This window comes from Cylindrospermum sp. FACHB-282 (genome assembly GCF_014697195.1).
Classification (GTDB): domain Bacteria; phylum Cyanobacteriota; class Cyanobacteriia; order Cyanobacteriales; family Nostocaceae; genus Cylindrospermum.
The window spans coordinates 59,940-85,135 of record NZ_JACJRJ010000023.1; the positions used below are offsets into that span (position 1 = coordinate 59,940).

General features: G+C 41.4%; 21 protein-coding genes. 14 read left to right on the top strand and 7 right to left on the bottom strand.

Annotation, left to right across the window (positions count from 1 at the left end; translation table 11 throughout):
- The first annotated feature begins 174 nt into the window (after positions 1–174).
- Positions 175–1,863 carry a potassium channel family protein gene (locus H6G32_RS13680; protein ID WP_190459080.1) on the top strand — a complete coding sequence of 563 codons (1,689 nt, stop codon included), beginning with the start codon at positions 175–177 and terminating at the stop codon, positions 1,861–1,863.
- Positions 1,864–2,206: 343 nt separating this feature from the next.
- Here H6G32_RS13680 and H6G32_RS13685 read toward each other — a convergent pair whose 3' ends face one another.
- The 5 genes from H6G32_RS13685 to H6G32_RS13705 form a co-directional block, all read right to left on the bottom strand.
- Complete coding sequence (locus H6G32_RS13685; RefSeq protein WP_190459081.1) at positions 2,207–3,817, bottom strand: histidine kinase N-terminal 7TM domain-containing diguanylate cyclase; 1,611 nt, start codon at positions 3,815–3,817, stop codon at positions 2,207–2,209.
- A gap of 198 nt (positions 3,818–4,015) precedes the next feature.
- Positions 4,016–4,723, bottom strand: coding sequence for a nuclease-related domain-containing protein (locus H6G32_RS13690; RefSeq protein ID WP_242046591.1), 708 nt, complete (start codon positions 4,721–4,723; stop codon positions 4,016–4,018).
- A 210-nt stretch (positions 4,724–4,933) separates the two neighbouring features.
- Positions 4,934–5,854, bottom strand: a complete 921-nt coding sequence (locus tag H6G32_RS13695) for a hypothetical protein (RefSeq protein WP_190459087.1) — start codon at positions 5,852–5,854, stop codon at positions 4,934–4,936.
- A 285-nt stretch (positions 5,855–6,139) separates the two neighbouring features.
- Complete coding sequence (locus tag H6G32_RS13700; RefSeq protein WP_190459088.1) at positions 6,140–7,108, bottom strand: ROK family protein; 969 nt, start codon at positions 7,106–7,108, stop codon at positions 6,140–6,142.
- Positions 7,109–7,194: 86 nt separating this feature from the next.
- Positions 7,195–7,941, bottom strand: a complete 747-nt coding sequence (locus H6G32_RS13705; protein ID WP_190459143.1) for a Mut7-C RNAse domain-containing protein — start codon at positions 7,939–7,941, stop codon at positions 7,195–7,197.
- Between the two features lie 1,174 nt (positions 7,942–9,115).
- Here H6G32_RS13705 and H6G32_RS13710 point away from each other — a divergent pair.
- A complete protein-coding gene (locus H6G32_RS13710; RefSeq protein ID WP_190459090.1) occupies positions 9,116–10,093 on the top strand; it encodes a sucrase ferredoxin in 978 nt (325 codons plus the stop codon).
- A gap of 180 nt (positions 10,094–10,273) precedes the next feature.
- On the opposite strand, the gene H6G32_RS13715 is transcribed toward H6G32_RS13710, so the two are convergent.
- Positions 10,274–11,869, bottom strand: coding sequence for a helix-turn-helix domain-containing protein (locus tag H6G32_RS13715; protein WP_190459092.1), 1,596 nt, complete (start codon positions 11,867–11,869; stop codon positions 10,274–10,276).
- A gap of 643 nt (positions 11,870–12,512) precedes the next feature.
- On the opposite strand from H6G32_RS13715, the gene fdxB reads away from it, so the two are divergent.
- From fdxB to H6G32_RS13750, 7 genes are all read left to right on the top strand, one after another.
- On the top strand, positions 12,513–12,806 hold the full coding sequence (gene fdxB / locus H6G32_RS13720) for a ferredoxin III, nif-specific (protein ID WP_190459093.1): 294 nt from the start codon (positions 12,513–12,515) through the stop codon (positions 12,804–12,806).
- A gap of 737 nt (positions 12,807–13,543) precedes the next feature.
- Complete coding sequence (gene coxB / locus H6G32_RS13725) at positions 13,544–14,515, top strand: cytochrome c oxidase subunit II (RefSeq protein WP_190459094.1); 972 nt, start codon at positions 13,544–13,546, stop codon at positions 14,513–14,515.
- A gap of 57 nt (positions 14,516–14,572) precedes the next feature.
- A complete protein-coding gene (ctaD, locus tag H6G32_RS13730; RefSeq protein WP_190459095.1) occupies positions 14,573–16,240 on the top strand; it encodes a cytochrome c oxidase subunit I in 1,668 nt (555 codons plus the stop codon).
- A 230-nt stretch (positions 16,241–16,470) separates the two neighbouring features.
- Positions 16,471–17,058: a cytochrome c oxidase subunit 3 gene (locus H6G32_RS13735; RefSeq protein ID WP_190459098.1), complete on the top strand. Its 588-nt coding sequence runs from the start codon at positions 16,471–16,473 to the stop codon at positions 17,056–17,058.
- A gap of 74 nt (positions 17,059–17,132) precedes the next feature.
- On the top strand, positions 17,133–17,618 hold the full coding sequence (locus H6G32_RS13740) for a hypothetical protein (RefSeq protein WP_190459146.1): 486 nt from the start codon (positions 17,133–17,135) through the stop codon (positions 17,616–17,618).
- 32 nt (positions 17,619–17,650) lie between these two features.
- A complete protein-coding gene (locus H6G32_RS13745; protein WP_190459100.1) occupies positions 17,651–18,262 on the top strand; it encodes a cupin in 612 nt (203 codons plus the stop codon).
- A 301-nt stretch (positions 18,263–18,563) separates the two neighbouring features.
- Positions 18,564–19,025, top strand: coding sequence for an ArsC/Spx/MgsR family protein (locus H6G32_RS13750; RefSeq protein ID WP_190459101.1), 462 nt, complete (start codon positions 18,564–18,566; stop codon positions 19,023–19,025).
- Between the two features lie 103 nt (positions 19,026–19,128).
- Here the strand turns inward: H6G32_RS13750 and H6G32_RS13755 are convergent, their stop codons facing one another.
- The gene (locus H6G32_RS13755) at positions 19,129–19,305 is read right to left on the bottom strand and encodes a hypothetical protein (RefSeq protein WP_190459102.1); all 177 of its coding nucleotides are present in this window, start codon (positions 19,303–19,305) and stop codon (positions 19,129–19,131) included.
- A gap of 115 nt (positions 19,306–19,420) precedes the next feature.
- Here H6G32_RS13755 and H6G32_RS13760 point away from each other — a divergent pair, with 115 nt between their 5' ends.
- The 5 genes from H6G32_RS13760 to H6G32_RS13780 all read left to right on the top strand — a co-directional run bounded on the left by H6G32_RS13760 (position 19,421) and on the right by H6G32_RS13780 (position 25,042).
- Positions 19,421–19,888 (top strand): hypothetical protein, encoded by a 468-nt coding sequence (locus H6G32_RS13760; RefSeq protein ID WP_190459104.1) that lies wholly within the window; start codon positions 19,421–19,423, stop codon positions 19,886–19,888.
- A 3-nt stretch (positions 19,889–19,891) separates the two neighbouring features.
- Positions 19,892–20,323 (top strand): DUF29 family protein, encoded by a 432-nt coding sequence (locus tag H6G32_RS13765; protein WP_190459106.1) that lies wholly within the window; start codon positions 19,892–19,894, stop codon positions 20,321–20,323.
- Complete coding sequence (locus H6G32_RS13770) at positions 20,320–23,574, top strand: tetratricopeptide repeat protein (protein ID WP_190459108.1); 3,255 nt, start codon at positions 20,320–20,322, stop codon at positions 23,572–23,574. The genes H6G32_RS13765 and H6G32_RS13770 overlap by 4 nt, the downstream gene beginning before the upstream one ends.
- A 382-nt stretch (positions 23,575–23,956) precedes the next feature.
- Positions 23,957–24,322, top strand: a complete 366-nt coding sequence (locus H6G32_RS13775; protein ID WP_190459110.1) for a hypothetical protein — start codon at positions 23,957–23,959, stop codon at positions 24,320–24,322.
- A gap of 339 nt (positions 24,323–24,661) precedes the next feature.
- Positions 24,662–25,042, top strand: coding sequence for an endonuclease domain-containing protein (locus H6G32_RS13780; protein WP_190459112.1), 381 nt, complete (start codon positions 24,662–24,664; stop codon positions 25,040–25,042).
- The last annotated feature ends 154 nt before the right edge of the window (positions 25,043–25,196 follow it).

A 25,196-nucleotide genomic window follows, 5' to 3' on the forward strand; every position in this document is an offset into this window, starting at 1 on the left:
ATACCCATTCGTCTACACGTAGCTTGTGTTTCAGTCTTCTATTTTTAACTTTTAATTTTTAATTTTTAATTGTTTAACGTGTTTTCAGCTACAGTTATCTCTCAGGCAAGTGAGCCACAATGTTGATGAATAACTTATAAATGCAGCCATTCCTGTAAATTATGCTGCTATTTCATGAAACCTCGAATCATTGTTTGTGGCTTAGGACGTACCGGATATAAAATCTTTCGTTTGCTGAGACAACAGGGAGCCTATGTCGTTGGCATTCATCACAAACCTATCCCTGTGGAAACCGCAGGAAATGTGATTATTGGCGATTTACAAACGGCTGCAACCCTGATGGCGGCGGGAATTGAGATGGCGCACACCTTAGTAATTGCTAGCTCTGATGATGCGTTAAATTTGTCAATTATGATGCAGGCGCGGATACTGAATCCCCAGATTCGGGTAATCAACCGCTTTTATAATACAAGTTTAGGCGATCGCTTAGATCAGACTTTGCCAGATCACTGGAGTATGAGTGTGGTGGGTTTAGCAGCCACAGTCTTTACTTTTGCGGCACTGGGAAACCAAGCAATCGGACAAATCAAGTTATTGCAGCAAACTTGGCCCATCCAGGAAGAAAAAATTGATGAAAACCATCCGTGGAGAGGTCGAAAACTGAGTGAATTGTGGGAAGACCGTACGCGGATGCTGATTTATTACTTGCCGGTGGAAGGTAAAATGAACTTGGTATCTGCGGTGTTGTCTGAACAAAAGCTGAAGTTAGGCGATCGCTTAATTGTCAGTACTCAACCCCGCATCCGTTCCCCACGCAAGTCTTTAATTATCAAGCTGCTGAAAGTCATCACCAATATTAAACAATTTCAGCAACATGGTCAAGCAGTTGTCGGAATGGCGATCGCTTTATTAGTGATAATTTTACTGGCGACCCTCACCTATGTTTCCGCCAAATTAAATATCTCCTTTATTGATGCCTTATATTTTGCCGTCGGCATGATTACTGGCGCCGGTGGTAACGACAAAGTAGTAGAACACGCACCCGATAGCATTAAAATATTTACCGTTGTCATCATGCTAATTGGGGCGGCAGTCATTGGTATTTGGTACGCTATGCTTACCGATTTCGTTTTAGGCAGCCGCTTCAAGCAATTTTGGGATGCAGCCAGAATTCCCCAACGCTATCACTACATCGTCTGTGGCTTGAGTGGTATTGGCATCAAAATTGTCCAACAACTCCACGCCAACGGACATGAGGTAGTAGTAATTGAAACCGACAGCAATAACAGATTTGTCAACACCGCTAGAGGCTTAGGTATTCCCGTAATTCTTGGTGATGCTAGCTTCCAAGCCACCCTGAAAACCAGCAATATCCACTCCGCCGCCGCAGTGTTAGCTGTCACCAACAATGATGCCACTAATTTAGAAATTGCCCTCAAAGCTAAAGGCTTAACCCCCAGCATTCCGGTAATTGTCCATTATGCCGATCCTGATTTTGCAGGTATGGCCCAACAGTTGTTTGATTTCGAGGCGGTATTGAGTCCCGCTGAATTAGCAGCACCAGCTTTTGCAGCCGCTGCACTGGGGGGAAAAATCATCGGTAATGGCATTACAGCGGATAGTCTTTGGGTGGCTTTTGCCACGGTAATTACACCTACACACCCTTTTTGCCATCAGCCGGTCAAAGATGTGGCCATGTCTGCTGACTTTGTGCCTTTGTATATAGAAACTAATTATCAAACCCTTCACTGTTGGGAGTTGCTAGAAACTACCCTCAGCCCTGGGGATATTTTGTATTTGACGATGCCGGCAAATCGGTTATATCAATTGTGGCGCGATGAACAACAAGCGCTGGCTGGTTGACCAAATTTTAGATTTTAGATTTTGGATTGAAGATTTAAAATCTAAAATCCGGACATGATGTAATAGTTATTTCCGCCACGCCGCACTAGTAGTGTGTCAAGAACTAATTGACGAGTAAATAAATCTTTCAATTTTTCTTCTTCCTTCTTCCTTCTTCCTTCTTCCTTCTTCCTTCTTCCTTCTTCCTTCTCTTCGAGACGCTTCGCGAACGCGCTCTACAGCCCTTTGGGCAAGAGCCTACGGCACGCTTCGCGAACGCTGCGCGCGAGCGTCCTTTGCGGTAGCCTGCGGCACGCCCTCCGGTCTACGTTTCTTTATCCTTCAAACTTTACCTGACAGACTACTAGTTATTCTGCACATACTTGATACAATTGCGCCCATCTAATTTAGCAGCATACAAAGCTTGATCAACTACTTGCAAGAGCTCATTGCTGGTTTTTCCATGATGAGGAAACACGCCGACTCCGCCGGAAACCGTTGCAGATATTTCCTTACCACCAAACTCCAGTGGCGTAGCTTCAAAGGATAACCGAATTTGTTCAGCCTGCTCAAAGGCATTCTCTAGGGTCATGCCGGGTAAAACCAATACAAACTCCTCGCCACCATATCGGCAGACGATGCCCCCAGAGGAACTATAGCAGCGAAGAAGGTCTGCAAATAATTGGATGACGCGATCGCCCGCGGGATGCCCGAATGTATCATTAATATTCTTGAAATAATCGATATCCATGATGATTAAGGCCACAGGATAACAATCCTGCGCTGCCCATACCAGTTCTTTTGGCAATGTCTGGTCAAAATAACGCCGATTGAATAAACCTGTTAGTCCATCCCGTGTAGCCTGTTCCCGTAGCTGAACCTGTAGGGTTTCAATTTCGAGTACCTGTTTTTGTAACTGTTTATTAGCCTGTCGCAGTTCAGCCTCAGCCTGATAGCGTTGAGTAATGTCACGCAAAATCAGCAGACGCCCTGTTAACTGTTGGCGATAATCGCGTAATGGCGTAATCTGTAGCTCTAGATAACGAGGTATTACCGAATCGATGAATATCTCTGTTTTGACACTTTCATCAGCGTGGTATAGCCCAAGGATTTCTTGCCATTTTGAAAGAACTTGAGTGGCCGATTGTCCAAAGGGCCGTCCTTTTACCCCAATCAGATGTTTTGCTGCCGGATTAATGTCAATAATTCGGTTTTTTACATCCAATACCAGCACACCGTCACTCATCCTTTCAATCAGGATGTCTCTAGCTATGGGCACGAGGTCAAACATTCGGAAGTGAAAAAGGCTAACGAAATAGAACAGTCCGGTCAGCATGAAGCTCATCGGGGTGATATTCAGACCGGGGGGAGTGAAGCCTAGCATATACATACTAGCTCCCAACAATGGGAATGCTGCACCAGCTAATGTGATGCAAGACTGCTGGCGATGCAGAACTGAGGATTGTAAGGACTTTTGAATCAGCAGCACTGCACCTGCAATCGTATAAACGTAAACACAGACCATAATCCAAAAAAAACCAAGGCCGTGTTTATAAATCACAAAGGTACTACCATTTGGATCTGGCAAAAAGTCATACCAGACTAAACGATGGCATTCGTTGGTTGCTACCAAGGCGACATTGAAGCTAGGGATAATCCATAGCAACGCTGTATTTCGAGGCGTTAGCCAGGGATTTTTGTTTGTGAAGTGCATTGCAAACATCAGGAAGAGTGTAATTAGACTACCTGAGCCGACATACTCCAGCTTTGACCAAAATATTTTTGCCCAAAGGGCGATCGCCGCAGCTTCCATAGCTGCTGCTGTAGCGTAGAGTGCGATCGCTAGCATCATCCAGACGAAAGGCTTGCTAGCAAGACAAATTGAGCGTCGTCGCCAAGCTGCAAAGGCAACGGTAACTGAAATAATCGCCGTAATACTCAGAAGAATAAAGTAGAGGTTGTACTGAAAAAGCATGGTGACGCAGCATTCAAAAGCTGATCTCAAGCTTACGAGATAACTTTGAGCTAGTCATTGTGCTAGATTTGCATCCGTAGTGATCGTGAACACCGTACTGGATGCGATGGCGATCGCGTACAATTTACCTGTAGGTTGGGTTGTTCGCGTCAGCGTTGCGGAGCAATGGAACGAAACCCAACATTCATTTTTAAGAACTCAATCTTTCAAATTCTCACGCTTAATCAGTTTAGGCTTAGTAATCGGTTTAGTAATTTCAACACTTTTCGCAGAAATCGTCAAATCTTCAACTGTTTCAACATCCGTCAAATTCTCACGTTTAGGCTTAGGAATCGGTTTGGAAATTTCAACACTTTTTGCAGCAATCGTCAAATCTTCAACCGCTTCAGCAATTACCTGCACTTGCATTGGTGTTAAGCAATCAGCAGAACTTACTATCATCTGTAGCAGTGCGGGGATACTTTGCAAAACCGGAACTGAGCAATCAGTTACTCCTAACCATTTAGCTACAGGAAAAATTACAGGAGCCTTAACCACTCCATCAGGTAAATTAGGAATTAAACAATTAATCCACTGACTAAACATTTTTTGATGATAAATACTTTGAGAAGTCGGACTATTTGATATTGCTTCCCAGTTGTTTCCCTCTCGTCGTTTCCATTTATCTTTATAAGCAGTAAATGACCCTTTCCAAGTTTTTACCTCTACTAAAAAAATCCCACCTGCACCAATAATTAATAAATCTATCTCTGTTAAAGTATTTACATTAGAGGTTGGTATTAAAGCATTATTAAACATTACCCAACTATCAGGTAATGATTTAAGCAGCAGTGAAACACTCCATTCTCCCACATTGCCTTTAATTTGGTTTTGAAATTGCTTAATTTCAAATACTGCTGCACCCAATGAACCCAAGAAGCCATTACCTAATGATTCTTGAACTTCTTGCCGTTTGACAGATTTTTTTCCGTCTACCTGTTGTTGGAATTTTCCCCTAAGTGTCGGTGATTGTTTAAGGGTTCGCATAAAATTTTAATTCTCTATACTTTCGTTTAATTCTTGTGCATCTGTAGGTTGGGTTGAGGAACGAAACCCAACATTTTCCAAAAAAGCATCTTACTCTATTTCTAATCTAATTTTTTCCTCATTATATGAAGCACCCAGTTCTGGACGCAAACCATAGCCTTCAAATAATTTTTCTGTTGTTATCAAAATGTCCTGCATTGCGAATAATGTGGTAAAAGTATTCATAACACCTTCTGCTCTAGTTTTACCATACTCATCTATTATTATTTTTGTATAAATATTGAATTTTTTATCGTCCTGAACTATTTCTTTACTTAGTATTATGATGCATAATTTAGCTTCCATAGAAAGTGCTTTAATCTTTTCATCTAAGATCCAGACTTTAGGAAAACCTATGAATCCATCTATTTTTTTATAGCTATTCAATATCTCATCCAGAGAAGAGTTTAGATTCCTAGAATATCTATATATAGCATCAATAGTTTGACTTTCAAATATTCCCACTAATTTTAGAGCAGATTCATATATATAATCTTTTTTTATCTGGTTGATTATGCCTTCAATATTGTTTATTTCAGATGTAGATAAACGACTACCGCTAATATTTTGTTTTATTTTATTGAAACATTCTAATTGAGCTTCCATACTTGCAATAAGTATCTTCGCTATCTTCTTCTGTTCCTGAGTTTTTCTGAAGCTTTCTAAATATCTGTTTCCAATATATAAGCTTATAATTGACCCAAAAGTTGTTAATACTTGTGCAATTATTGTTTTGTCAAAAATCTTATTTAAATCTGGTGGTAAGTTCCGAAAAATATATGTAGACAAAAATGGGGAAATCAAAAAAACTAAAGTAGGCAAAATAATAGGTCTATCCCTAAACCAGTTAACTGATAATTGCAATATATCAATATCAGAGTTTATCTTTACAGCCTGCCAAACTAGCCATAAACCTATCAAACTGGTTATCGCTAAACTCCAAATAACTTCTGAAGGTAAATTTATATTCATGTCTGATTTAAAAGCAAATTATGGAATCATAATAAAACAGTATTAATAATTACGCAACTAAAATGAAATTAGACATACTACAAAGCATTCGTAGGGGCACAGCATTGCTGTGCCCCTACCAGATTTTGCATCCAAACGAGAACCGCTAGACTTAATTAGTTAAGGGATTTCCAAGAAATAAATTATCCATCTTGTGGGATGGGTGTCCCCACCCGTCCTATATTCTGGGCGGGCTAGAAGCCCACCCCACAATAAAATTTGGGATGTTTTATTATTTGGAAGTCCCTAATGCAAAACTTCTAAACCCAAAGCCACAGCCCCCCACAACGGCGCATCATCACCCAGAACCGCGCGGACAATTTCAAAATTAACTTCTGGTAAGGCTGTCTCCCGCGCTACTCTTCGCACTACTTGCCAAAAAGCCTCACCCGCTTTTGTCACACCACCACCCAAAACAAAGCGCTGGGGGTTCATCAGGTTTGCGACATTGCCAATACCCACACCCAAAGCCCAAGCTGCCTTTTGCAAAACTTCTTGAGCCAAATTATCTCCCTCTACTGCCGCTTGACTGATTAATTGCCCGGTAAGTAGGCTTAAATTATCCCCTACCAAACCCCTCAATATCTCTCCCCTGACGACTCCTTTTCGACTCAGAGATTCAGCTGCTAAAATTTCTCTGGCATTTTGCGCCATGTAGGGGCCAGATGCTAAACGTTCTACACAACCGCGCTTACCACACAGACATACTGGCCCGTAAGGATCGACAACCATATGTCCAATTTCCCCAGCCATCCCCGATGCACCCCGCCAAGGTTTGCCATTGAGTATCCAACCACCACCTACACCGGTGCTGACGGTGATGTAAAACAGGCTTTCGTATCCCTGTCCAGCACCAAAGCGATGTTCGCCTAAAGCCGCTACATTGGCATCGTTGTCTACACTCACAGGAACGCGGTATTCTTCTTCTAGCAAGTCTTTCAGGGGAATGTTTTCCCAGCCGGGGACATGGTGAGATAGTCGCACTAACCCGGTGGCTGTGTCTACTGGGCCGCCAAAACTGACACCGATAGCGCTGGGTTTTGATCCTTTGAGTAGAGAGTCAATGAGCGATCGCATTATATCTAAATCACTCAGCACATCTGCATTCGCCGGTGAGAGACAACGTTCATAACGTAGCCACTCCCTAGAACCGGCATTTACCGTCGCCGCCGCCAATTTAGTTCCACCAAAATCGAGAGCTAATATAAAGGCCATAACTATTTTTAAAATAGGGACTGGGGCCTTGGGCATTGGGCGTTAGTAATTGACAATTTTAATTAATCTTTTATATTCCCCATTCCCTATTCCCCATGCTTAATTATCGCCTCAATAAACTGTTGCAAGCGTTCATAATGTGACCCTTTCCAATAAATTTGAGCGCAATTTTGGCAGCGATGAAATTCATGCGTCTGCAATTGTACAGTTTCTGGCAATTGGTCAATAACAGATTCTTTGGCTACAGCTTCTAATAATCCATTGCACCGTAAACATCGTTGAAAAGGCGATAATGTTTTAAACAAATCGAAGCGTCGCAAGACTTCCACAATTTGCTCTTGAGGTTGAGTGTTTCTTACATAATAACCATGGATCACCAAACTCCGCATCAACAGACCTTTATCACGAGTCAAGAGTATCCGTTCTTCCCTAGAAGATATTTGTGCTAATTCTTCATCCTCATAATCATTACGGTACAAAGTATCAAAACCTAATAATCTTAAAGATGTCGCTAGCTTACCTAAATGAATATCTAAAACAAAGCGAATTACACTGAGCGGTTTTGGTCGCACAGAAATAATCGGTGTAGTCTCAGTCATAGCAGAGATTGGATAAACATGGATAGTATCTCCATCCTGCACAATGTAAGAAAAATTTACATATTCCCCATTAACTTCTATACAATCAACTTCTGGATGGGGGACACCTAAAGCCTCAATCATATCTTTAATAGAGGCTCTTTCTGCAAAAAAGTGAGATATTTTTACCTGCTTTTTAGCCCGTGGTAAAAAATCATTCAATTCTGCCAAAAAGTAGAAATAAGCAACAGCCATAGTATTAGTCATTGGTCAAAGGATTTTGGATTTTATATTTTAGATTGACATCATGGATCAATGCAGGAGATTGATCTAAAGAAAATATCTCTTTTTTATCCATAAATAAATTTAGTTGCTCTGAAACCTGTTTTAGATTGGGAATTTTGATTATTCAATTCCCGTATCCAAAATCTAAAATCTAAAATTTAGTCATTCTCCCAATTTCTCCAATTAAGAGGACTCATACCAGAGATATTTGCAATAGTATGTAATATCTAATAAAGATTATTGATTACATTGAAAGTCTTAATGTTTGTTAGAGCAAGCCTTCTCAACTGTTGAATATCTGTTAACTTTAATTTAAATAGCCTACAATAGGTTAAGACCTCTAGCAAAATTAATAAAAATTGTCAAATCCTTGCTTTTGTGATTGACTTCAGTTAAAGTCAAGGCATCTACCCAGGATTTAGCCCTGATGTGAGATTAGCTAAGAGGCTGAATAGGAGATTAGAGTCATGCAGGTGAAAGTGATATTACCCCAGATTGGTAAATAATCGGTATTTTAGCTGCTCATGCTGATAATTCAGGCTATTAGACCATCTACCATCACCCAGTTATTTTTATTTTTTCCAATTTTATTGAGAAAAATTTGCAATATGGATAACTTATTATATATATTAGAACCATATAGAAGTAAGGCATTAGGTACAGGGCTAGGGATTATTGGTAATGATGTAGATACTTTAAGCGAGACGTTAAAAATGTACCTTGCTAATAGTAATATTTTTACCTGTAATATCCGCTACCTCTATTTCTTAGTCCAGTCTAGTACCGAAAACTGTCTATCCGATCTAGCCGGGTGGAATATCTTTGATCATGGCAGAGAAAGCAAGTTCACAAAAGCCATGATTCAGCTTGTGAAAATTTATCAACTGCTAGATAAGAACAGATACAAAATTAACGTTCTTTGTACGGAAAAATCACTTCTTAGATGTTTGAGTTTTCTGATGAAGGATTTATTAACCGGAAAGACGCTAAAAAACCAGGATGTTATAAAGTGGCTACCTGATTTTAAGAGAGGGAATCTATATACTTCCTGTTGATTTCTATTCAGCCAGGAATTTGTAGCTAACAACACAACCATATTTTTCCATTTCCTTTGTCCATAAAATCCATTCATGAGTAAATCTAGATGAATACTTTTTTTTGCTCTGACTATTCGCGGCAAATAGGAGAAGATGTTATTGGTAGCGCCACCAATTACCAAACTTATGTTTTAGTGGAATGTCCTCCACCTTGGGGATCAGAATCCTTTAACTCCAAATGGGTACCAGAAAACTTGCGGTTTTTGGTAGAGGAGGTGAAGCGTGCTAGACTACCAATTAGCTTTCTGTTAATTGCTAATGATTCATCACACAAAGTAGATATTACAACCCTGTTGATTTATCAAAAACAAGAGGGTTTAAGCAATGGCTACCGCAAGGAAGAATTTAAGCTAGAAAATATTGAGCAAGTAGCCAATTTTGTCCGTAAATATTTACGGGGGATAAGTCCTAAATCTGAAGTAGAAACTAGTGCAACTAGAGATATTTTAGTCTGTACCCACGGTAGCCATGATAAGTGCTGCGCTAGATATGGCAATCCCTTTTATTTTCATGCTACAGATACTATTGCTAATTTGGATTTGGACAATGTACGGCTTTGGAAATCAACCCATTTTGGCGGACATAGATTTGCTCCCACAGCCATAGATTTGCCAGAAGGAAGATATTACGGTCTTCTAGATCAAGATACATTCAGTTCGATTTTAACCCGTACTGGTGATATTCAATGCTTAAATAAAGTCTATCGTGGCTGGGGAATTCTGCCAACTGCGCTACAGGTGTTGGAAAGAGAATTAATCCTGAGCCACGGATGGGATTGGTTTAACTACAAAGTAGTTGGCAAAATTCTAGAGCAAAGTTTAGACAACAATACAATTCTCGCTGAACTAAGTTATGAAAAACCTTCTGGTTCTCTCTACACTTACCAAGCTAAACTTGTGAAAGATGCCGTTAAGAGTCAAGAAATGCGGACTTCTTGTAATGCTCTGCAACAGTCAGTGGTTGTAAAATATGCTGTAGAAAATCTCTATCTTACCTCTAGGAAGGTAGTAACTTATAGTGTGTAAAAATCTGGGTTATGCATCTACTAAAAATCCTAGTTGTAATTGAAGATTTGGCCTACTTAGTTAAGTAGCCATCGTAAAGTGCGTACACCATAACCCATGAAAAAACCTGAGTTAATCCTGCCTATTACCAATTACCCATTACCCATTACCCATTACCCATTACCCATTACCAATTACCAATTACCCATTACCTATATTTAGCAGTTTACGTAGTAGAGCTTGGTCTTCTAATTTGGGTTTTAAACGACCATTTTCGACATCGCGAATCCAGCTTTGACTTTTACCTGTGAGCTTTGCTAATTCTCTCTGGGAGAGATTCAGATTTTTTCGCGCTTGTAAAATCTGTTCGCCTAGCAAATCGCCTGTAGGTTTAGGCTTTTTTTTGGTCTTAGCAGTTCGCCGCTGTTGTTTGTCTGATTCTGAGTTTTGCTGATCCCATTCTGGGGGAAGTTCAAAAGACAAAATCCGGGCATTCATCAGCAGATTCCACTTACCGCGGGGCCCTGTGTCTGTGAGGCGAGTCTCACCCCCACCGTCATTAATCCAAAATTCCAAAGCTTCATCTGGATCTTCGGGTATATCGACTAATTTCGCCCACAAGGGTTGGATTTCTGGGGGGTATGTAACTGGGTCAAAAAGTGGTTTGATTCCGTAATGATTGAGCATTTCCAAATCACTTTCAAAGGTTCGCAGCAGGCGCTTGCGTTCTTCCCGTTGTCTGGCGGCTAGGGTAACTTTTTCTTCACCATAAGCAACTCGTAGCAAAGTAGGAATGGTGATGCGTTGTTCTTTGCCCATTTTGGTTTTAAACAGCAACCATAACATGAGTCTGACGGCTCCTTCATGTTGCTGCCAAATACTCATAACTGTAGTTAAGAGGGTTTTGGGTAGACTGCCATATTGATAAAATGCGGTTCGGTCTTTACAGGCTTGTTTGTTTAAGAAATGTTGGCTCCAGATGCCGGCTTTAATTTTAAAAGTCAGTCCGATGAGATATTTGCACCCTTGATCATCTTCTTGAAAGTGGTGTTCAATTTTCGTCAAATGCCACAAGGGACTTTGTGTAACTGAGAATCCCTTAATTCGACCTTGTTGGGGCCAGTCAATGGAAATGATCAGGGAGCAAGCTTGCTGAACGATGTTTTTCATTAAACTCAGCTTGGCAATTTTGCTCAGGTCTTTGCGTTTCTCTAGCCCTAAATATTTTTCAATTTGGCGCTCGTCGATGGCAAATTCTTGCTCCCAAGGTTGATCTAAGGCTGTAGCATGGGCGGCGAAAATCAGATGTATGGCTGCGGCTCGGATATCTAGTCCTTCAATTGCTTGTAAGTCTGTGACGCGATTGCTTACTTGCAATGGATCTTGGATGTGAAAGGTAATTGCCCCCCGGCCTTGATTAACTTGTCGGCTATAACATAAGTAGCCTTCTTCATCTGTCTCCCAATGTAGGGATGTGCGCTGGGACAATAGGTTGCAAGCTTCCCAAATTGCGATCGCAGAAGCATAAGGATGATTCTTACCATTAGAAAATAAATCTTGACTGGTAGCATCTCGCGGTTCAACTTTACATCTGCCCTTTTTTGCCCGCCAAGGTATGGGAGAATTTGTTGGACAGACGATTACACATTGGGGTTCAGGATAAAAACCCTCACAATTGTTACAAAGACAAGGATCGATCCAGTATTCACCGTTCTCTATTTTGATTGCACCCGTGGGACATAGGGGACGACAGTTGTCACATCCAACGCAACTGTTGTTAGGAATTGTATAAGGCATCGTGCTTCTTTTCCTACTCTAATCGTTGGGATGTTCGGCTCATTTCTCCCCTTGATGTGTCCTCTTTATTCATACCTGGCTACCAAATTATCTTTATTACAAAAAAAATATTTTTTGCCTCACTAATTACCACATCCAGATTCGGACTTTGCATTCAATTGGCAGCTATTTAACCCTTTCCAGCCGCGCCTTTATTGCTTCTTCATTAACTATACATTTCATAAAGATTTCGATAAGATTGTTCAGGGTGAGCTTAGAAGTATTTCTTAAGGTTTGCCAGCATATTTACTCCCATAATTGTTCGTTTTTGACTAAAAAGACTTAGCTAAAGTGTTTTTGAGTAACATCTCTGAGTGCTAGGTTTTAATTAAAAACGCATATTTCAAAATAAGTGATATAAATGGTTCGTTCAGATCCCCGACTTCTTAAAGAAGTCGGGGATCTCGTGTTCAGTGAACAAAATTTTATTGCTAAAAACTATCATTTATAAATGTCTATCAAACAGGATAAGTACCTGGTAGATCAAGTCATCAAAGTTTGATGGTAAAAAGTAAATTTTTAACATTAAAACCCAAAAAACTTAAGCTAGTATGATGATTAAAGTACAAACCAATTTGTAGGCAAAATTGCCGGGGATTTATTTATGGCACAACTAACAGGATTGACTTATGGCGGTAAAACTTGGACACCAAAATTTGCTCAAGAGATTGACAAAGATAAATGTATCGGTTGTGGCAGATGTATTAAAGTGTGTGGTCACAATGTGTTGGGTTTAAAGGCACTCAACGAAGAAGGGGAATTTGTAGAAGATGAAGATGATGAAGAAATTGAACGCAAAGTAATGGCTGTTACTTCCCCTGAAAACTGTATTGGTTGTGAAGCTTGTTCGCGGATTTGTCCCAAGAACTGCTACAGCCATACCACAGTAAACAATTAAGGCTTTCTGGGTCTAATCAAGGTTGTAGTTTTTACAAGGAGGCACTATTTAAAGGGCGAATTGCCAAGCAAGGTAACGAGAGGGGAATGCTAAATATTTACCGGAATCGGGTAAAAAGTTCACAGTAAACAAAAACGTAAATCGCAAATTGTTATCTATTAACAAATTAATACTTGCTGCTAATTTAGCCTAATGAATATGCAGTGCTGAGTTCTGAGTTGTTAAAGTAAAAATTACGCTCAGAACAAAACTTTTCTTATGGCTACTTCTAGCTGTAGCTATGAGGTTTTACTCGGCACTATTCACGGTGTAGTCTTAAAAAATTAGCTTTTCCGGAAATAGGATGGCTATGTTTGTAATAGGATATCAAATAAAATTTTTAATTTTCTGGGGGAAGGATATGAAAAAATCTGGAAGTTTCCCCCCTTTTTTCTGGCTTCAAGTTAGAAAGTTAGTAAGTGGGATCAGGATTTAAGGATGAAGGGATGAGCAGGATAAAAGGATTTAATCAGGATTTAAGGATAACAGGATGAGCAGGATTAATCTTGAGACTTCTCAAGTTAATCATGTTAATTCTTTAATCTGAGAATCTTCAGGATGACAGGATGAGCAGGATTAGTCTTTATACCTGAAATCAATCTTGTTAATCTTGTTAATCCTAAAATCCTGATCCCGATTACTAATACTTTCCCAGAAAATCGCTCCTTTATTTACGGTTTACAGCGCAGGTAACATATATGCAAAAAGTCCCTGTTTCACTGTGGACGCTGTTAGCTGGGTTGTTAATTTCAGCTATCAGTATCTTGATTGGTCAAAACCATACTCTAATGCCGGTGCAAGCATCGCTGCAAGCGCCTTTGGTAGACGGATTCTTCAATATCATGTTTACCATCGCTATTGCCCTGTTTTTAGTAGTAGAAGGAACCATTGTAATTTTTTTGATTAAGTATCGTCGCCGTCGGGGTGATGATACTGATGGTGTGCCTGTGGAAGGGAACACTGCTTTAGAAATTTTTTGGACTGCTGTCCCTACAGTAATTGTGGTTGTTTTGGGCATCTACAGTGTAGATGTTTATAACAAAATGGGCGGGTTTGAGCCTGCGGGACATGTCCATTCTTCGGCTCATGTTGCTCATGTTTCAGGTAGTGCAATGGCTGCTACTTTGAATGATCAATCAGCATCAACAACTGAGGCGTCAATCGGTATTGGTGGGACGCCTAATGCTCAAGGTAAGCCAGCGGATTTGGTTGTTGATGTGAAGGGGATTCAGTACGCTTGGTTGTTTAACTATCCTGAAAGTGGGATTTCGGCGGGGGAATTACACGTTCCTGTTGGTGCTGATGTGCAGTTGAATCTATCAGCGGATGATGTGATTCATTCTTTTTGGGTGCCAAACTTCCGGTTGAAGCAAGATGCGCTTCCTGGTATTCCGACTGAATTGCGTTTCACCGCCACAAAAGTAGGTACATATCCTGTTGTTTGTGCGGAATTGTGCGGTGGTTATCACGGTTCGATGCGATCGCAAGTCATTGTCCACACCCCAGAAGATTATCAAAGCTGGCTGACAGAAAACCAAGTTGCACAACAGCAAGATATGCAACAAGCGGTTGCAGTTAACCCAGCTAATTTATCAACTTCGGAGTTTCTTGCACCTCATGTTCATGACATGGGGATTAGTGCTGCAACTCTGGCCCAGCTACAGAAATAGTGAGGGTACAGCACTGCTGTGCCTCTACCAACTGAACAAATTGCCACAAAATAGCTTATGACACAAGTTGAGTTTCCCCGGAATACGCCATCCGCAGGAAATCACTCCTCTCATCCCACGGCGTGGAAATGGCAAGATTACTTTACATTTAATGTTGACCACAAGGTGATTGGTATCCAATACCTGGTGACAGCGTTTTTCTTTTATCTCATCGGTGGACTGATGGCGATCGCTATCCGTGCCGAATTAGCTACACCAGATTCAGATGTCCTTGACCCGAATCTGTATAACGCTTTCATGACCAATCACGGGACGATCATGATCTTTTTATGGATCGTTCCTAGTGCGATTGGGGGATTTGGCAACTATCTAGTACCGCTGATGATTGGTGCTAGGGATATGGCTTTCCCGAAACTGAATGCGATCGCCTTTTGGTTAAACCCACCAGCGGGATTACTGCTGTTGGGTAGTTTCATTTTTGGCGGTTCTCAATCAGGCTGGACAGCTTACCCACCTTTAAGTTTGGTGACAGCACACGCTGCTCAAACTATGTGGATTTTAGCGATCGTTTTGGTGGGAACTTCCTCAATTTTGGGTTCGGTGAACTTTGTGATCACCATCCTGATGATGAAGGTTCCTAGCATGAAATGGGATCAAGTGCCCTTGTTCTGTTGGGCAATGTTGGCAACTTCCATCCTGGCACTTCTCTCTACACCAGTGTTAGCAGCGGGTTTAGTGCTGCTGTTGTTTGACCTAAACTTTGGTACTTCCTTCTTTAAACCAGATGCCGGCGGTAACGTAGTTATTTACCAGCATTTATTCTGGTTTTATTCTCACCCGGCAGTTTATTTAATGATTCTGCCCATCTTCGGCATTATGTCCGAGGTAATTCCGGTACACGCGCGCAAACCAATTTTTGGTTATAAGGCGATCGCCTATTCTAGCGTCGCTATTTGCGTCGTCGGTTTGTTCGTCTGGGTTCACCACATGTTTACCAGCGGCACATCCGGGCCGATGCGGATCTTCTTCACCATCACTACTCTAATTGTCGCCGTCCCCACTGGCGTCAAAATATTCGGCTGGGTTGCTACCCTCTGGGGTGGTAAAATCCGTTTCACCAGCGCCATGCTGTTTGCGATCGGCTTATTATCCATGTTCGTCATGGGTGGTTTAAGCGGCGTCACCATGGGAACAGCCCCCTTTGACCTTCACGTCCACGACACCTATTATGTCGTCGGACACTTCCACTATGTCCTGTTTGGTGGTTCTGTGTTTGGCATCTACGCCGGCATCTACCACTGGTTCCCCAAAATGACAGGCCGGAAGCTAGATGAAACCTGGGGTCGTGTTCACTTTGCCCTCACCTTCATCGGCACTAATCTCACCTTCTTACCCATGCATGAATTGGGTTTGCAAGGAATGCCCCGACGAGTTGCTATGTATGACCCGCAATTTGTCAACCTCAATGTAATTTGCACCATCGGTTCATTTGTCTTGGGGATATCGGTACTTCCTTTTGCTTACAACATCATTCAAAGTTGGCGCAAAGGTGCATTAGCTGGTGATAACCCTTGGCAAGCTTTAACCTTAGAATGGACAACCAGTTCTCCACCCATCATTGAAAACTGGGAAGTGCTGCCTGTTGTCACTCATGGCCCTTACGATTACGGTCATGGACACAGCGAAAGAGCACAACCACCTGGAACGCCAGAAGTTAGTGTTTAGTTACTCCTATTCTACGGACAAAATACCTAATTTTAAAGGAACCGCCAAGGAAGAGTATAAGTAGGTAGTTTTGTGGTGCAAGGGGAGTAAGAAACTAATTTTGTGGGACGGAAAATCTCTCTTTGATAATGGGCGGGTGAGATATCTGTCCCACAATAAAATCAGGACTGTGACGCCTTTAATTGCCCTACGCTTCATCCTTATTGGGCATTTATTCTGAGAGTAAAAAGATGACCATAGCGACGACAACAAGCGAACATCACGAAGCACATCCAGATTTGCGAGTCTGGGGACTGTTAACGTTTCTGGCTTCTGAATCCCTAATGTTTGGGGGATTTTTTGCTACTTATTTGTTCTTTAAAGCCATCACACCAGTTTGGCCACCAGAAGGAATGGAAGTAGAGTTATTTGTGCCGACGATTAACACCATTATTCTGGTTTCTAGTAGTTTCGTCATTCACTTGGGTGATGTGGCGATTAAAAAGAATAATGTTAAGGGAATGCGTTTGTGGTATGGAATTACTGCAATCATGGGCGCGATTTTCTTGGTTGGTCAAGTGTATGAGTACACGAATTTAGGCTACGGTCTAACTACCAACGTTTTCTCCAACTGCTTTTACATCTTGACTGGGTTCCACGGGTTACACGTTTTTGTGGGACTGTTGTGGATGTTGAATGTATTGTGGCGATCGCGCGTTCCTGGTCATTATTCTGCCACCAATCACACTGGCATTGAAATGGCAGAAATTTATTGGCACTTTGTAGACATCATCTGGATTGTGCTCTTCACCTTGGTCTACATTCTCAATATTTTCTAAATTGGTAATTCAACAAGATTCCCGACTTCTTAGAGAAGTCGGGAATCTGAAGCCTATTACCCTAGGAGGTTATGATGCAAGTTGATGCCCAAAAGTTATCATGGTTTCAGGTTCCAGAAGATATCAAAGAGTTATTGATATTGGCAGCGAAAACCTGGGAAAATACCGCAGAATCTGAAAAGTATATGCAACAAGCTTTAGCTAAAGCTGGGGAAAACATTGATGTTTTAATTGCAGCTTATAGATATTTTTACTACAAAAATAACTTTATTCTTGCACTGCAAACAGTAGTCAAAGTCACAGATAAAATTAAAGCAGCCGAGAATTTTTCTGATGATTGGGCAACGCTTAAACCGATATTAGTTAAGCGTAAAGAAGAACCCCAAATTAGATTGTACTTAAATGCTTATGCTGCTTCTGGATTAGTCTTAGCTAAATTAGGAGCAATAGAGCAAGCTAAAGAAGTTAGTGCCAGGGTTAAAGAGATTGATGAAAAAAATGATTTTGGTGCCGGTATCCTCTTGGATATTTTGACACGTCCACCAGAAGAAGATGATTAGTTTTTTGTTATTGGTTATTCAGTTTAAAGATTATGACAGGTAAGGATTGGCTTGTAACTGGAGATGGGCAGTATCAAGCCTGTAAATCGGCGAGAGCATGGGATTTGTTGCGGGATAATTATCGCCTTTATCGGTTTCTAACTGAGGTAGAGGATGTGATCAACCATGCTGAAGATGAATCTATTTTTTTACCTAAAATTCGGTTGTTGGTAAGGCGATTGATTGTAAATTCCTATTGGGTGCAGAGTCAATTTTTAGAACCTGATCCAAAAACGGGAACTTCTGTTTTGCTGCTTTACCATGAGTTAGGTTTTCCGTTAACGGTGCAAATGGTAAGTTTTGCCCCCGGAACAACCTCTAATATTCATAATCATGGAACTTGGGGAGTAGTGGCGGTGTTAAAAGGTCAAGAAAAAAATACTTTTTGGCGGCGAAGTCAGAGTCTTGAGTTTCCAGATAAAATTGAAACTACGGGAGAAATTAGTTTATTACCTGGTGACATAATTAGCTTGACTCATGATGCAATACATAGTGTAAAAGCGGTGGGTGATGAACCAACTGTTACTTTTAATATTTATGGCGAAACTGATTCAAGAAAAAGATTTGAGTTTGATGTAGTTAACCATATTGCTAAAAAGTTTTAAGCAGAGCAGCAAAAAATCAAATAACTCTTTAAGCTGGATTATAGGCAGTAGTTAATGGTAGTTGCTGGAGTTTATTTACCTATCATCTATTAGACATTGACCCTAAACAATGTAGAGATTTGTCATGCTTATTTTTGACAAGGATTCTGCATAATGCATATTTAATTGTCGGAGATGTCTATTACCACAAGCGAAGAGATTTATTGCCCGAATATCTAACATTCCACACTCACCCTCACAGCAAGCAGGGAGGGAAGTAAATCTCTTTTTTTTCAATTATTGTCACTAGGAGAAAATCTCAATGGCGAGAGTAATTTTTTATGAAAAACCAGGCTGTCAAGGTGGTGCAAAGCAAAAAGCTTTGCTCACAGCCGCAGGTCATGAGGTAGTGGCATATAATCTGTTAGCAGAACCTTGGACAGTTGAAAAGTTGCGATCATTTTTTGGCGATCGCACTGTAGCCGAATGGTTTAACAAATCCGCACCCCGGATTAAGTCTGGTGAGGTGATTCCCGAAAAAATCGATGCTGACACCGCTTTGGTGATGATGCTGCAAGATCCGTTGCTGATTCGTCGTCCTTTACTTGAAGTAGGCGATCGCCGCGAAGTCGGTTTTGATGTCGAAAAACTTGATGCTTGGATTGGCTTAAAGCCTGTGGATGAATCCCAAAAGGCAATTATGGAAGAACTCCTAGCACAGAATTTGCAAGGTTGCTCCCACAACCATGAACACCACCACTCCAAGGGAAAGTGCAAACATTAGTTATATTCCGTAGAATAGGCGTCCCGCCTGTTCACAGACATCCCTAGAATTAAGATAGTTATAGCGCCTAGAATGCTTGCTATTCTGGGCGTTTTCATTTTGATTATAAATTCTGGCGTTGCTGATTAAAAATATGAATATGTGTCACGCAAAGGCGCTTTCGTCGCAAAGAATCAAGCTTAAAAAGGTTGACTTTCCCAATTTCATATTCTAATTCAGCAACGCCTAAATTCTTAACTGGTTTAGCGATCGCAACTATTTGAGAGTTTGTCGTCAGCACGGAGAGTGCTGATCACAATCAGGACTAAAGTCCTGACTACGAACTTGCGCTTAATTCTTGCTGGTTTCAGGTAGGTGTGTTGCAATGAGTGTATTAGATTACCTCAGCAAAACCTATGGAACCCACAACATTAGCATTAGCGATCGCTACTATATTTCTCACCAAAGCACTAGAAAAATCTGGTGAGAACTTCAGCGATGGTTTGACGAAAAAAGTTGGTGATGCACTTGCTAAAATCCGCAAACATTCCCCCGAAACAGCCACAGCAATAACAGCAGCTGATCCACAAGTCTTGAATCTAAATAAAACAGTCTTAGAGCAAATCCCACCCGATCCGATTTTTGCCGAATTGGTCGATACTGCCGATGCAGAGAAAAATACCACATTTCAGGAGAAGCTTCAGGCAGTGAAAACAGGCAGAATTGTACAAGTGATGGCAAGTGAGATTGAAGCAACTAATCTCAAAGCAAAATCAATGAAACAAACAGCACCCCATGCAGCCGATTCAGTAGAACAGACGATGCTAAAAAATGTCAAAGCAACCGGCGATATTGATTTAGGTGATTTGACTCAAGAGGCATAAGCGATGGAAGAGTTATTAGAACTTAAGGATTTACTAATTAGTGGCAATATCTCCGAGGCATTGCTGCTAGTGGAGGAAATGACCGAGATGAGCAAGGATGATAAGCTCAACAAAATTATTAGCTTTGGCATTATTTTGCTCCTGCATTTGATTAAGCAAGAAGCAGAGAAACGGACAACGCGCTCATGGGAGGTATCAATTCGTAATTCCGTGCGGCACATTCAACGTACCAACAAGCGACGCAAAGCAAACGGCAACTATTTTACACAAGCCGAATTGCAAGAAACTCTAGAAGAAGCTTATCAATCTGCTTTGGAACAGGCATCATTAGAGGCGTTTGAAGGCAGGTATGAAGCCGAAGAAATTGCTGAAATGATAGATCGCACCAAAATTATAAATCAGGCGATCGCATTAATCTTGGAAAATCCTATATGAGCGAACAACCACAAATTTCGCAAAACCTGTTTACTAATAATACTATCGGCGGCAATGTAACAATAAAGGAAATTAATCAGATTACATCATTTCAGCCACCACAGATGGAAGGGAACCCCTTTGTACCACCGCAACCGCGAGAGGGTGGGTTGTTTGGACGGGATGACGAATTAGCAGAAGTCCATCAATTATTGCAAAGTGGTAAGAATGTCTGCGTAGTTTCCGGCATGGGTGGAGTAGGCAAAACCGGACTGGTGCGGGAATATGTCCATAGCCCAGATTGCAAAACACACTTTTCTGGAGGAGTGTATTATATTAATGTGCGCGATAGACAAAATCTTGCTGCCGAAATTGTCGCACTGACCAGGTGGAAGTTTAAAAGCGATTTACCTCCCAATTTATCACCTCAACAGATGGTAAATGCTTGTTGGGAAACATGGAAAAGGCAGACAGAAAAAGTATTGCTGATTCTTGATGATGTAGCTGATTTAGCTGAAAACCTCAAGCCTTATTTACCACCATCAGATTTAGGGACAATGCGTTTGTTGATGACATCGCGGGAAACTCCTGACAAACGCATTGCAGAAAAATTATCTTTAGAAATATTATCACTGCCCGCAGCAGTGGATTTATTAGCGTCAATTATTGGTGCAAACCGAGTTGCAGCAGAAAGAAAACAAGCCGAAAAGCTTTGCGAAGACTTAGGACGTTTGCCTTTAGCGTTAGAACTGGTGGGATATTATCTAGATGATGAAGATTATCAGCAACTATCGCTGTTAGCAATGTGCCAAAAGTTAGAACATAAAGTCAAACATCCTGCACTGTCACCTGAACAAGTGCCGATGGGGATGCAAGCACAAAGAGGTCTGCAAGCTGCATTTGATTTAAGTTGGGAAGAATTAAAACCAGAAGTAAAATATCTCGCTTGTGTATTGGGTGCATTTGCATCGGCTCCCATCTATTGGGGATTTGTCACAGCAATTTATCAACGTCTGCAAGATGAATCATTTAGTCCCGATGACTTAAAAGACCGTTGGTTAAAATCTCTGCGAAAGTTGCATCTTGTTATCTTAGTTGAAAAAGATATTTACACCTTGCATCTTCTCGTGAGCGACTATTTCAGCGAACAACTTAAAAAGCATCCTGATTACAGCCAAATTAAACAAACATTTTGTGATGTGTTTGCGGATGTTGCCAGTAACGTAGAGCAATCTAGTAGTCTAGCAATATTCAATTTGATTGAACCGCATTTAAAAAAAATGATTGCTTGGTGTAAAAGCAATGAAAACACACAACTTGCCCTCAGCTTAAATGGATTAGCAACACTCTACAAATCCCAAGGACGCTACAGCGATGCAGAACCCCTTTATCAGCAATCCTTAGAAATCAGAAAACGCCAACTAGGACTAGACCATCCCGATGTAGCATCCAGTCTCAACAATTTAGCGGGACTCTACTATTCCCAAGGACGCTACAGCGATGCAGAACCCCTTTATCAGCAATCTTTAGGAATCTTAAAACGCCTACTAGGACAAGACCATCCCGATGTGGCATCCAGTCTTAACAATTTAGCATTACTCTACCATTTTCAAGGACGCTACAGCGATGCAGAATCCCTTTATCAGCAATCTTTAGAAATCTATAAACGCCTACTAGGACAAGACCATCTCGATGTAGCATCCAGTCTTAACAATTTAGCATTACTCTACCATTTTCAAGGACGCTACAGCGATGCAGAATCCCTTTATCAGCAATCTTTAGAAATCTATAAACGCCTACTAGGACAAGACCATCCCGATGTAGCATCCAGTCTCAACAATTTAGCATCACTCTACGAATCTCAAGGACGCTACAGCGATGCAGAACCTCTTTATCAGCAATCTTTAGAAATCTATAAACGCCTACTAGGACAAGACCATCCCGATGTAGCAACCAGTCTCAACAATTTAGCAGAACTTTACAGATTGCAAGGACGCTACAGCGATGCAGAACTCCTTCATCAGCAATCTTTAGAAATCAGAAAATGCCTACTAGGACTAGACCATCCTGATGTAGCATCCAGTCTTAACAATTTAGCATTACTCTACTCTTCCCAAGGACGCTACAGCGATGCAGAACCCCTTTATCAGCAATCTTTAAAAATCTATAAACGCCTACTAGGACAAGACCATCCTGATGTAGCATCCAGTCTCAACAATTTAGCATTACTCTACAAATCTCAAGGACGCTACAGCAATGCTGAACCTCTTCTTCAGCAATCTTTAGAAATCAGAAAACGCCTACTAGGACTAGACCATCCTGATGTAGCAACCAGTCTCAACAATCTAGCAGCACTTTACAAGTCCCAAGGACGCTACAGCGATGCTGAACCCCTTCTTCAGCAATCTTTAGAAATCAAAAAACGCCTACTAGGACTAGACCATCCCGATGTGGCATCCAGTCTCAACAGTTTAGCATTGCTCTACCATTTTCAAGGACGCTACAGCGATGCAGAACCCCTTTATCAGCAATCTTTAGAAATCTTAAAACGCCTACTAGGGCAAAACCATCCTAATGTGGCAACCAGTCTCAACAATTTAGCATCACTCTACGAATATCAAGGACGCTACAGCGATGCAGAACCCCTTTATCAGCAATCTTTGGAAATATATAAACGCCTACTAGGACTAGACCATCCCGATGTGGCATCCAGTCTCAATAACTTAGCAGAACTTTACAGATTGCAAGGACGCTACAGCGATGCTGAACCCCTTTATCAGCAATCTTTAGAAATCAGAAAACGCCAACTAGGACAAGACCATCCCGATGTAGCAACCAGTCTCAACAATTTAGCATCACTCTACTCTTCCCAAGGACGCTACAGCGATGCTGAACTCCTTTATCAGCAATCTTTAGAAATCAGAAAACGCCAACTAGGACAAGACCATCCCGATGTAGCAACCAGTCTCAACAATTTAGCTTTGTTGTATGAAGCGCAAAATAAATATGTAGAAGCTGAAAGTTTGTCTAAACAAGCTTTAGCAATATTTCAAAAAAGGTTAGGCAATCAACACCCCAGTACACAAAACGCAGCATTTGTTGTAAAATTATTGTATATAATGAGCCTTCTGCATTGCAATAAGGAAACATTGCTTGACATTCTGCAAGCTCTTGCACAACAAGCAGAGCTTACCGAGTTTAATACAGAAATAGCGCTGGCAATGCTAAAAAGACTAGAAAGCAATCCTGAGCTATTGTCATATATTCGATAAGCATTGCAGCAGCAAACAGAAGCATCAGATGACGATACATAAACATATTTACTAGATACATCCTTTAACGCATTACCAAATTTCAAAATGTGATTAACACTTGCACCTCGTTCCCAGTCTCCGACTGGGAATGCTCTCAAAGCGGCTTTGCCGCTAGTAACAAGAGGCAGAGCCTCTCAGTAGGCATTCCTAGCCAGAGACTAGGAACGAGGGAGAGAACAACTAAATATGCAAAACAGTTTAACAGCATTAACATTGCCACACAAACAACTAAAAATTAGTTGTAATCCGGAATTATTGCCCAAAAAACACAAATAAAGGGTTGCTGTGCTTAATTATTGCTTGCTAAACTAAAAGCATTATTTGTTACAACAAAATTAAAATGCCAGCGCAAGACACTACCCGCCGCCTCATCCCTACCATCCTTCAGCAAGACATCGACTCTTACAACGGACTCAAAGCTGTTACAGGCTATACCACTGCTCGCGCGGAAGCCACCCCCGAAGCATTGCAAAAAGCACAAGCTGATATGGTGGCTAAACAACAAGAAGAAACGGAAAAACAAGCATTATTCAAAGCCGCCGCAGACGCCGCCAAACAAGCAGAATGGGACTTCCACAACGCCGTTCTTGCCATGAAAGAAGCCATTAAGGGTCAATTTGGCTCTGATAGTGATGCAGCCCAAGCCGTTGGTTTCAAGAAAAAATCAGAACGCAAACGCCCCAGCAAAAAGAAAGCTTCAAACTAATATCCTATTCAAAGTACCTCCAAACCCCTCTCCTCCAAACCCCTCTCCTTCAGAAGGAGAGGGACAGGTTTTGCACAGCAAAACCAGGGTGAGGTTTCTTCAGTCCCTAAATGGCTCTAGACAGACTCCCGTGGTAAGAATTTCTGTATACTTATTGCCAGCGGGTATTTATGTTACCCCACAGTAAGACCTCACCCCTAGCCCCTCTCCTTCTAAAGGAGAGGGGGACATGAGAGGGGGACATGAGAGGGGAGGGGGACATGAGGGGAGAGGGGGACATGAGAGGGGAGGGGGGATATGAGGGGAGAGGTATGTTAGATGAAGAGGGAGAGATGAGAAATGACTGAGCTTTTTAATCGGACTGAAGATATTGAAAAACGCCGTCGTCTGCGTCAGAATTCAACTGCGGCTGAGGGGATTCTGTGGCAGCATCTGCGTAACCGAAAGCTTCAGGGATACAAATTTCGCAGACAGTATGGAATTGATCGCTTTGTGGTTGATTTCTACTGTCCCGAAACACACCTGGCGATTGAGCTTGACGGTAGTATTCATGATATTCCAGAGATTGCAGAACGCGATCGCTATCGTCAAGCATTCATCACCGCTAAAGGCATTCACTTTCTCCGCTTTCGCAACGAAGAGATATCCGACAACCTCCCCAATGTCCTACAACGCATCATCACAACCCTTCAATCCCTCTCATGTCGCCCTCTTATTTAACTACGGTTTATACACAAGTCTTTCTGAATGCAGTTTATGGTGGCGATTCAAAACCTCACCCTGGTTCTGCTACGCATAACCTGTCCCTCTCCTTCGTAAGGAGAGGGATTAGAAACGACGGGAGGGACTTTTTATCAAGGAATTCCCCTCATGT

What these genes read in the sequence shown, in the direction of transcription:
- H6G32_RS13680 (WP_190459080.1), top strand. Translation starts at nt 175, where the DNA reads ATGAAACCTCGAATCATTGTTTGTGGCTTAGGACGTACCGGATATAAA.
- ctaD (WP_190459095.1), top strand. Translation starts at nt 14,573, where the DNA reads ATGACACAAGTTGAGTTTCCCCGGAATACGCCATCCGCAGGAAATCAC.
- H6G32_RS13735 (WP_190459098.1), top strand. Translation starts at nt 16,471, where the DNA reads ATGACCATAGCGACGACAACAAGCGAACATCACGAAGCACATCCAGAT.
- H6G32_RS13770 (WP_190459108.1), top strand. Translation starts at nt 20,320, where the DNA reads ATGAGCGAACAACCACAAATTTCGCAAAACCTGTTTACTAATAATACT.
- H6G32_RS13695 (WP_190459087.1), bottom strand. Translation starts at nt 5,854, where the DNA reads ATGAATATAAATTTACCTTCAGAAGTTATTTGGAGTTTAGCGATAACC.
- H6G32_RS13705 (WP_190459143.1), bottom strand. Translation starts at nt 7,941, where the DNA reads ATGGCTGTTGCTTATTTCTACTTTTTGGCAGAATTGAATGATTTTTTA.
- H6G32_RS13765 (WP_190459106.1), top strand. Translation starts at nt 19,892, where the DNA reads ATGGAAGAGTTATTAGAACTTAAGGATTTACTAATTAGTGGCAATATC.
- H6G32_RS13750 (WP_190459101.1), top strand. Translation starts at nt 18,564, where the DNA reads ATGGCGAGAGTAATTTTTTATGAAAAACCAGGCTGTCAAGGTGGTGCA.
- H6G32_RS13700 (WP_190459088.1), bottom strand. Translation starts at nt 7,108, where the DNA reads ATGGCCTTTATATTAGCTCTCGATTTTGGTGGAACTAAATTGGCGGCG.
- coxB (WP_190459094.1), top strand. Translation starts at nt 13,544, where the DNA reads ATGCAAAAAGTCCCTGTTTCACTGTGGACGCTGTTAGCTGGGTTGTTA.
- H6G32_RS13745 (WP_190459100.1), top strand. Translation starts at nt 17,651, where the DNA reads ATGACAGGTAAGGATTGGCTTGTAACTGGAGATGGGCAGTATCAAGCC.
- H6G32_RS13780 (WP_190459112.1), top strand. Translation starts at nt 24,662, where the DNA reads ATGACTGAGCTTTTTAATCGGACTGAAGATATTGAAAAACGCCGTCGT.
- H6G32_RS13710 (WP_190459090.1), top strand. Translation starts at nt 9,116, where the DNA reads ATGAATACTTTTTTTTGCTCTGACTATTCGCGGCAAATAGGAGAAGAT.
- fdxB (WP_190459093.1), top strand. Translation starts at nt 12,513, where the DNA reads ATGGCACAACTAACAGGATTGACTTATGGCGGTAAAACTTGGACACCA.
- H6G32_RS13775 (WP_190459110.1), top strand. Translation starts at nt 23,957, where the DNA reads ATGCCAGCGCAAGACACTACCCGCCGCCTCATCCCTACCATCCTTCAG.
- H6G32_RS13715 (WP_190459092.1), bottom strand. Translation starts at nt 11,869, where the DNA reads ATGCCTTATACAATTCCTAACAACAGTTGCGTTGGATGTGACAACTGT.
- H6G32_RS13760 (WP_190459104.1), top strand. Translation starts at nt 19,421, where the DNA reads ATGGAACCCACAACATTAGCATTAGCGATCGCTACTATATTTCTCACC.
- H6G32_RS13740 (WP_190459146.1), top strand. Translation starts at nt 17,133, where the DNA reads ATGCAAGTTGATGCCCAAAAGTTATCATGGTTTCAGGTTCCAGAAGAT.
- H6G32_RS13685 (WP_190459081.1), bottom strand. Translation starts at nt 3,817, where the DNA reads ATGCTTTTTCAGTACAACCTCTACTTTATTCTTCTGAGTATTACGGCG.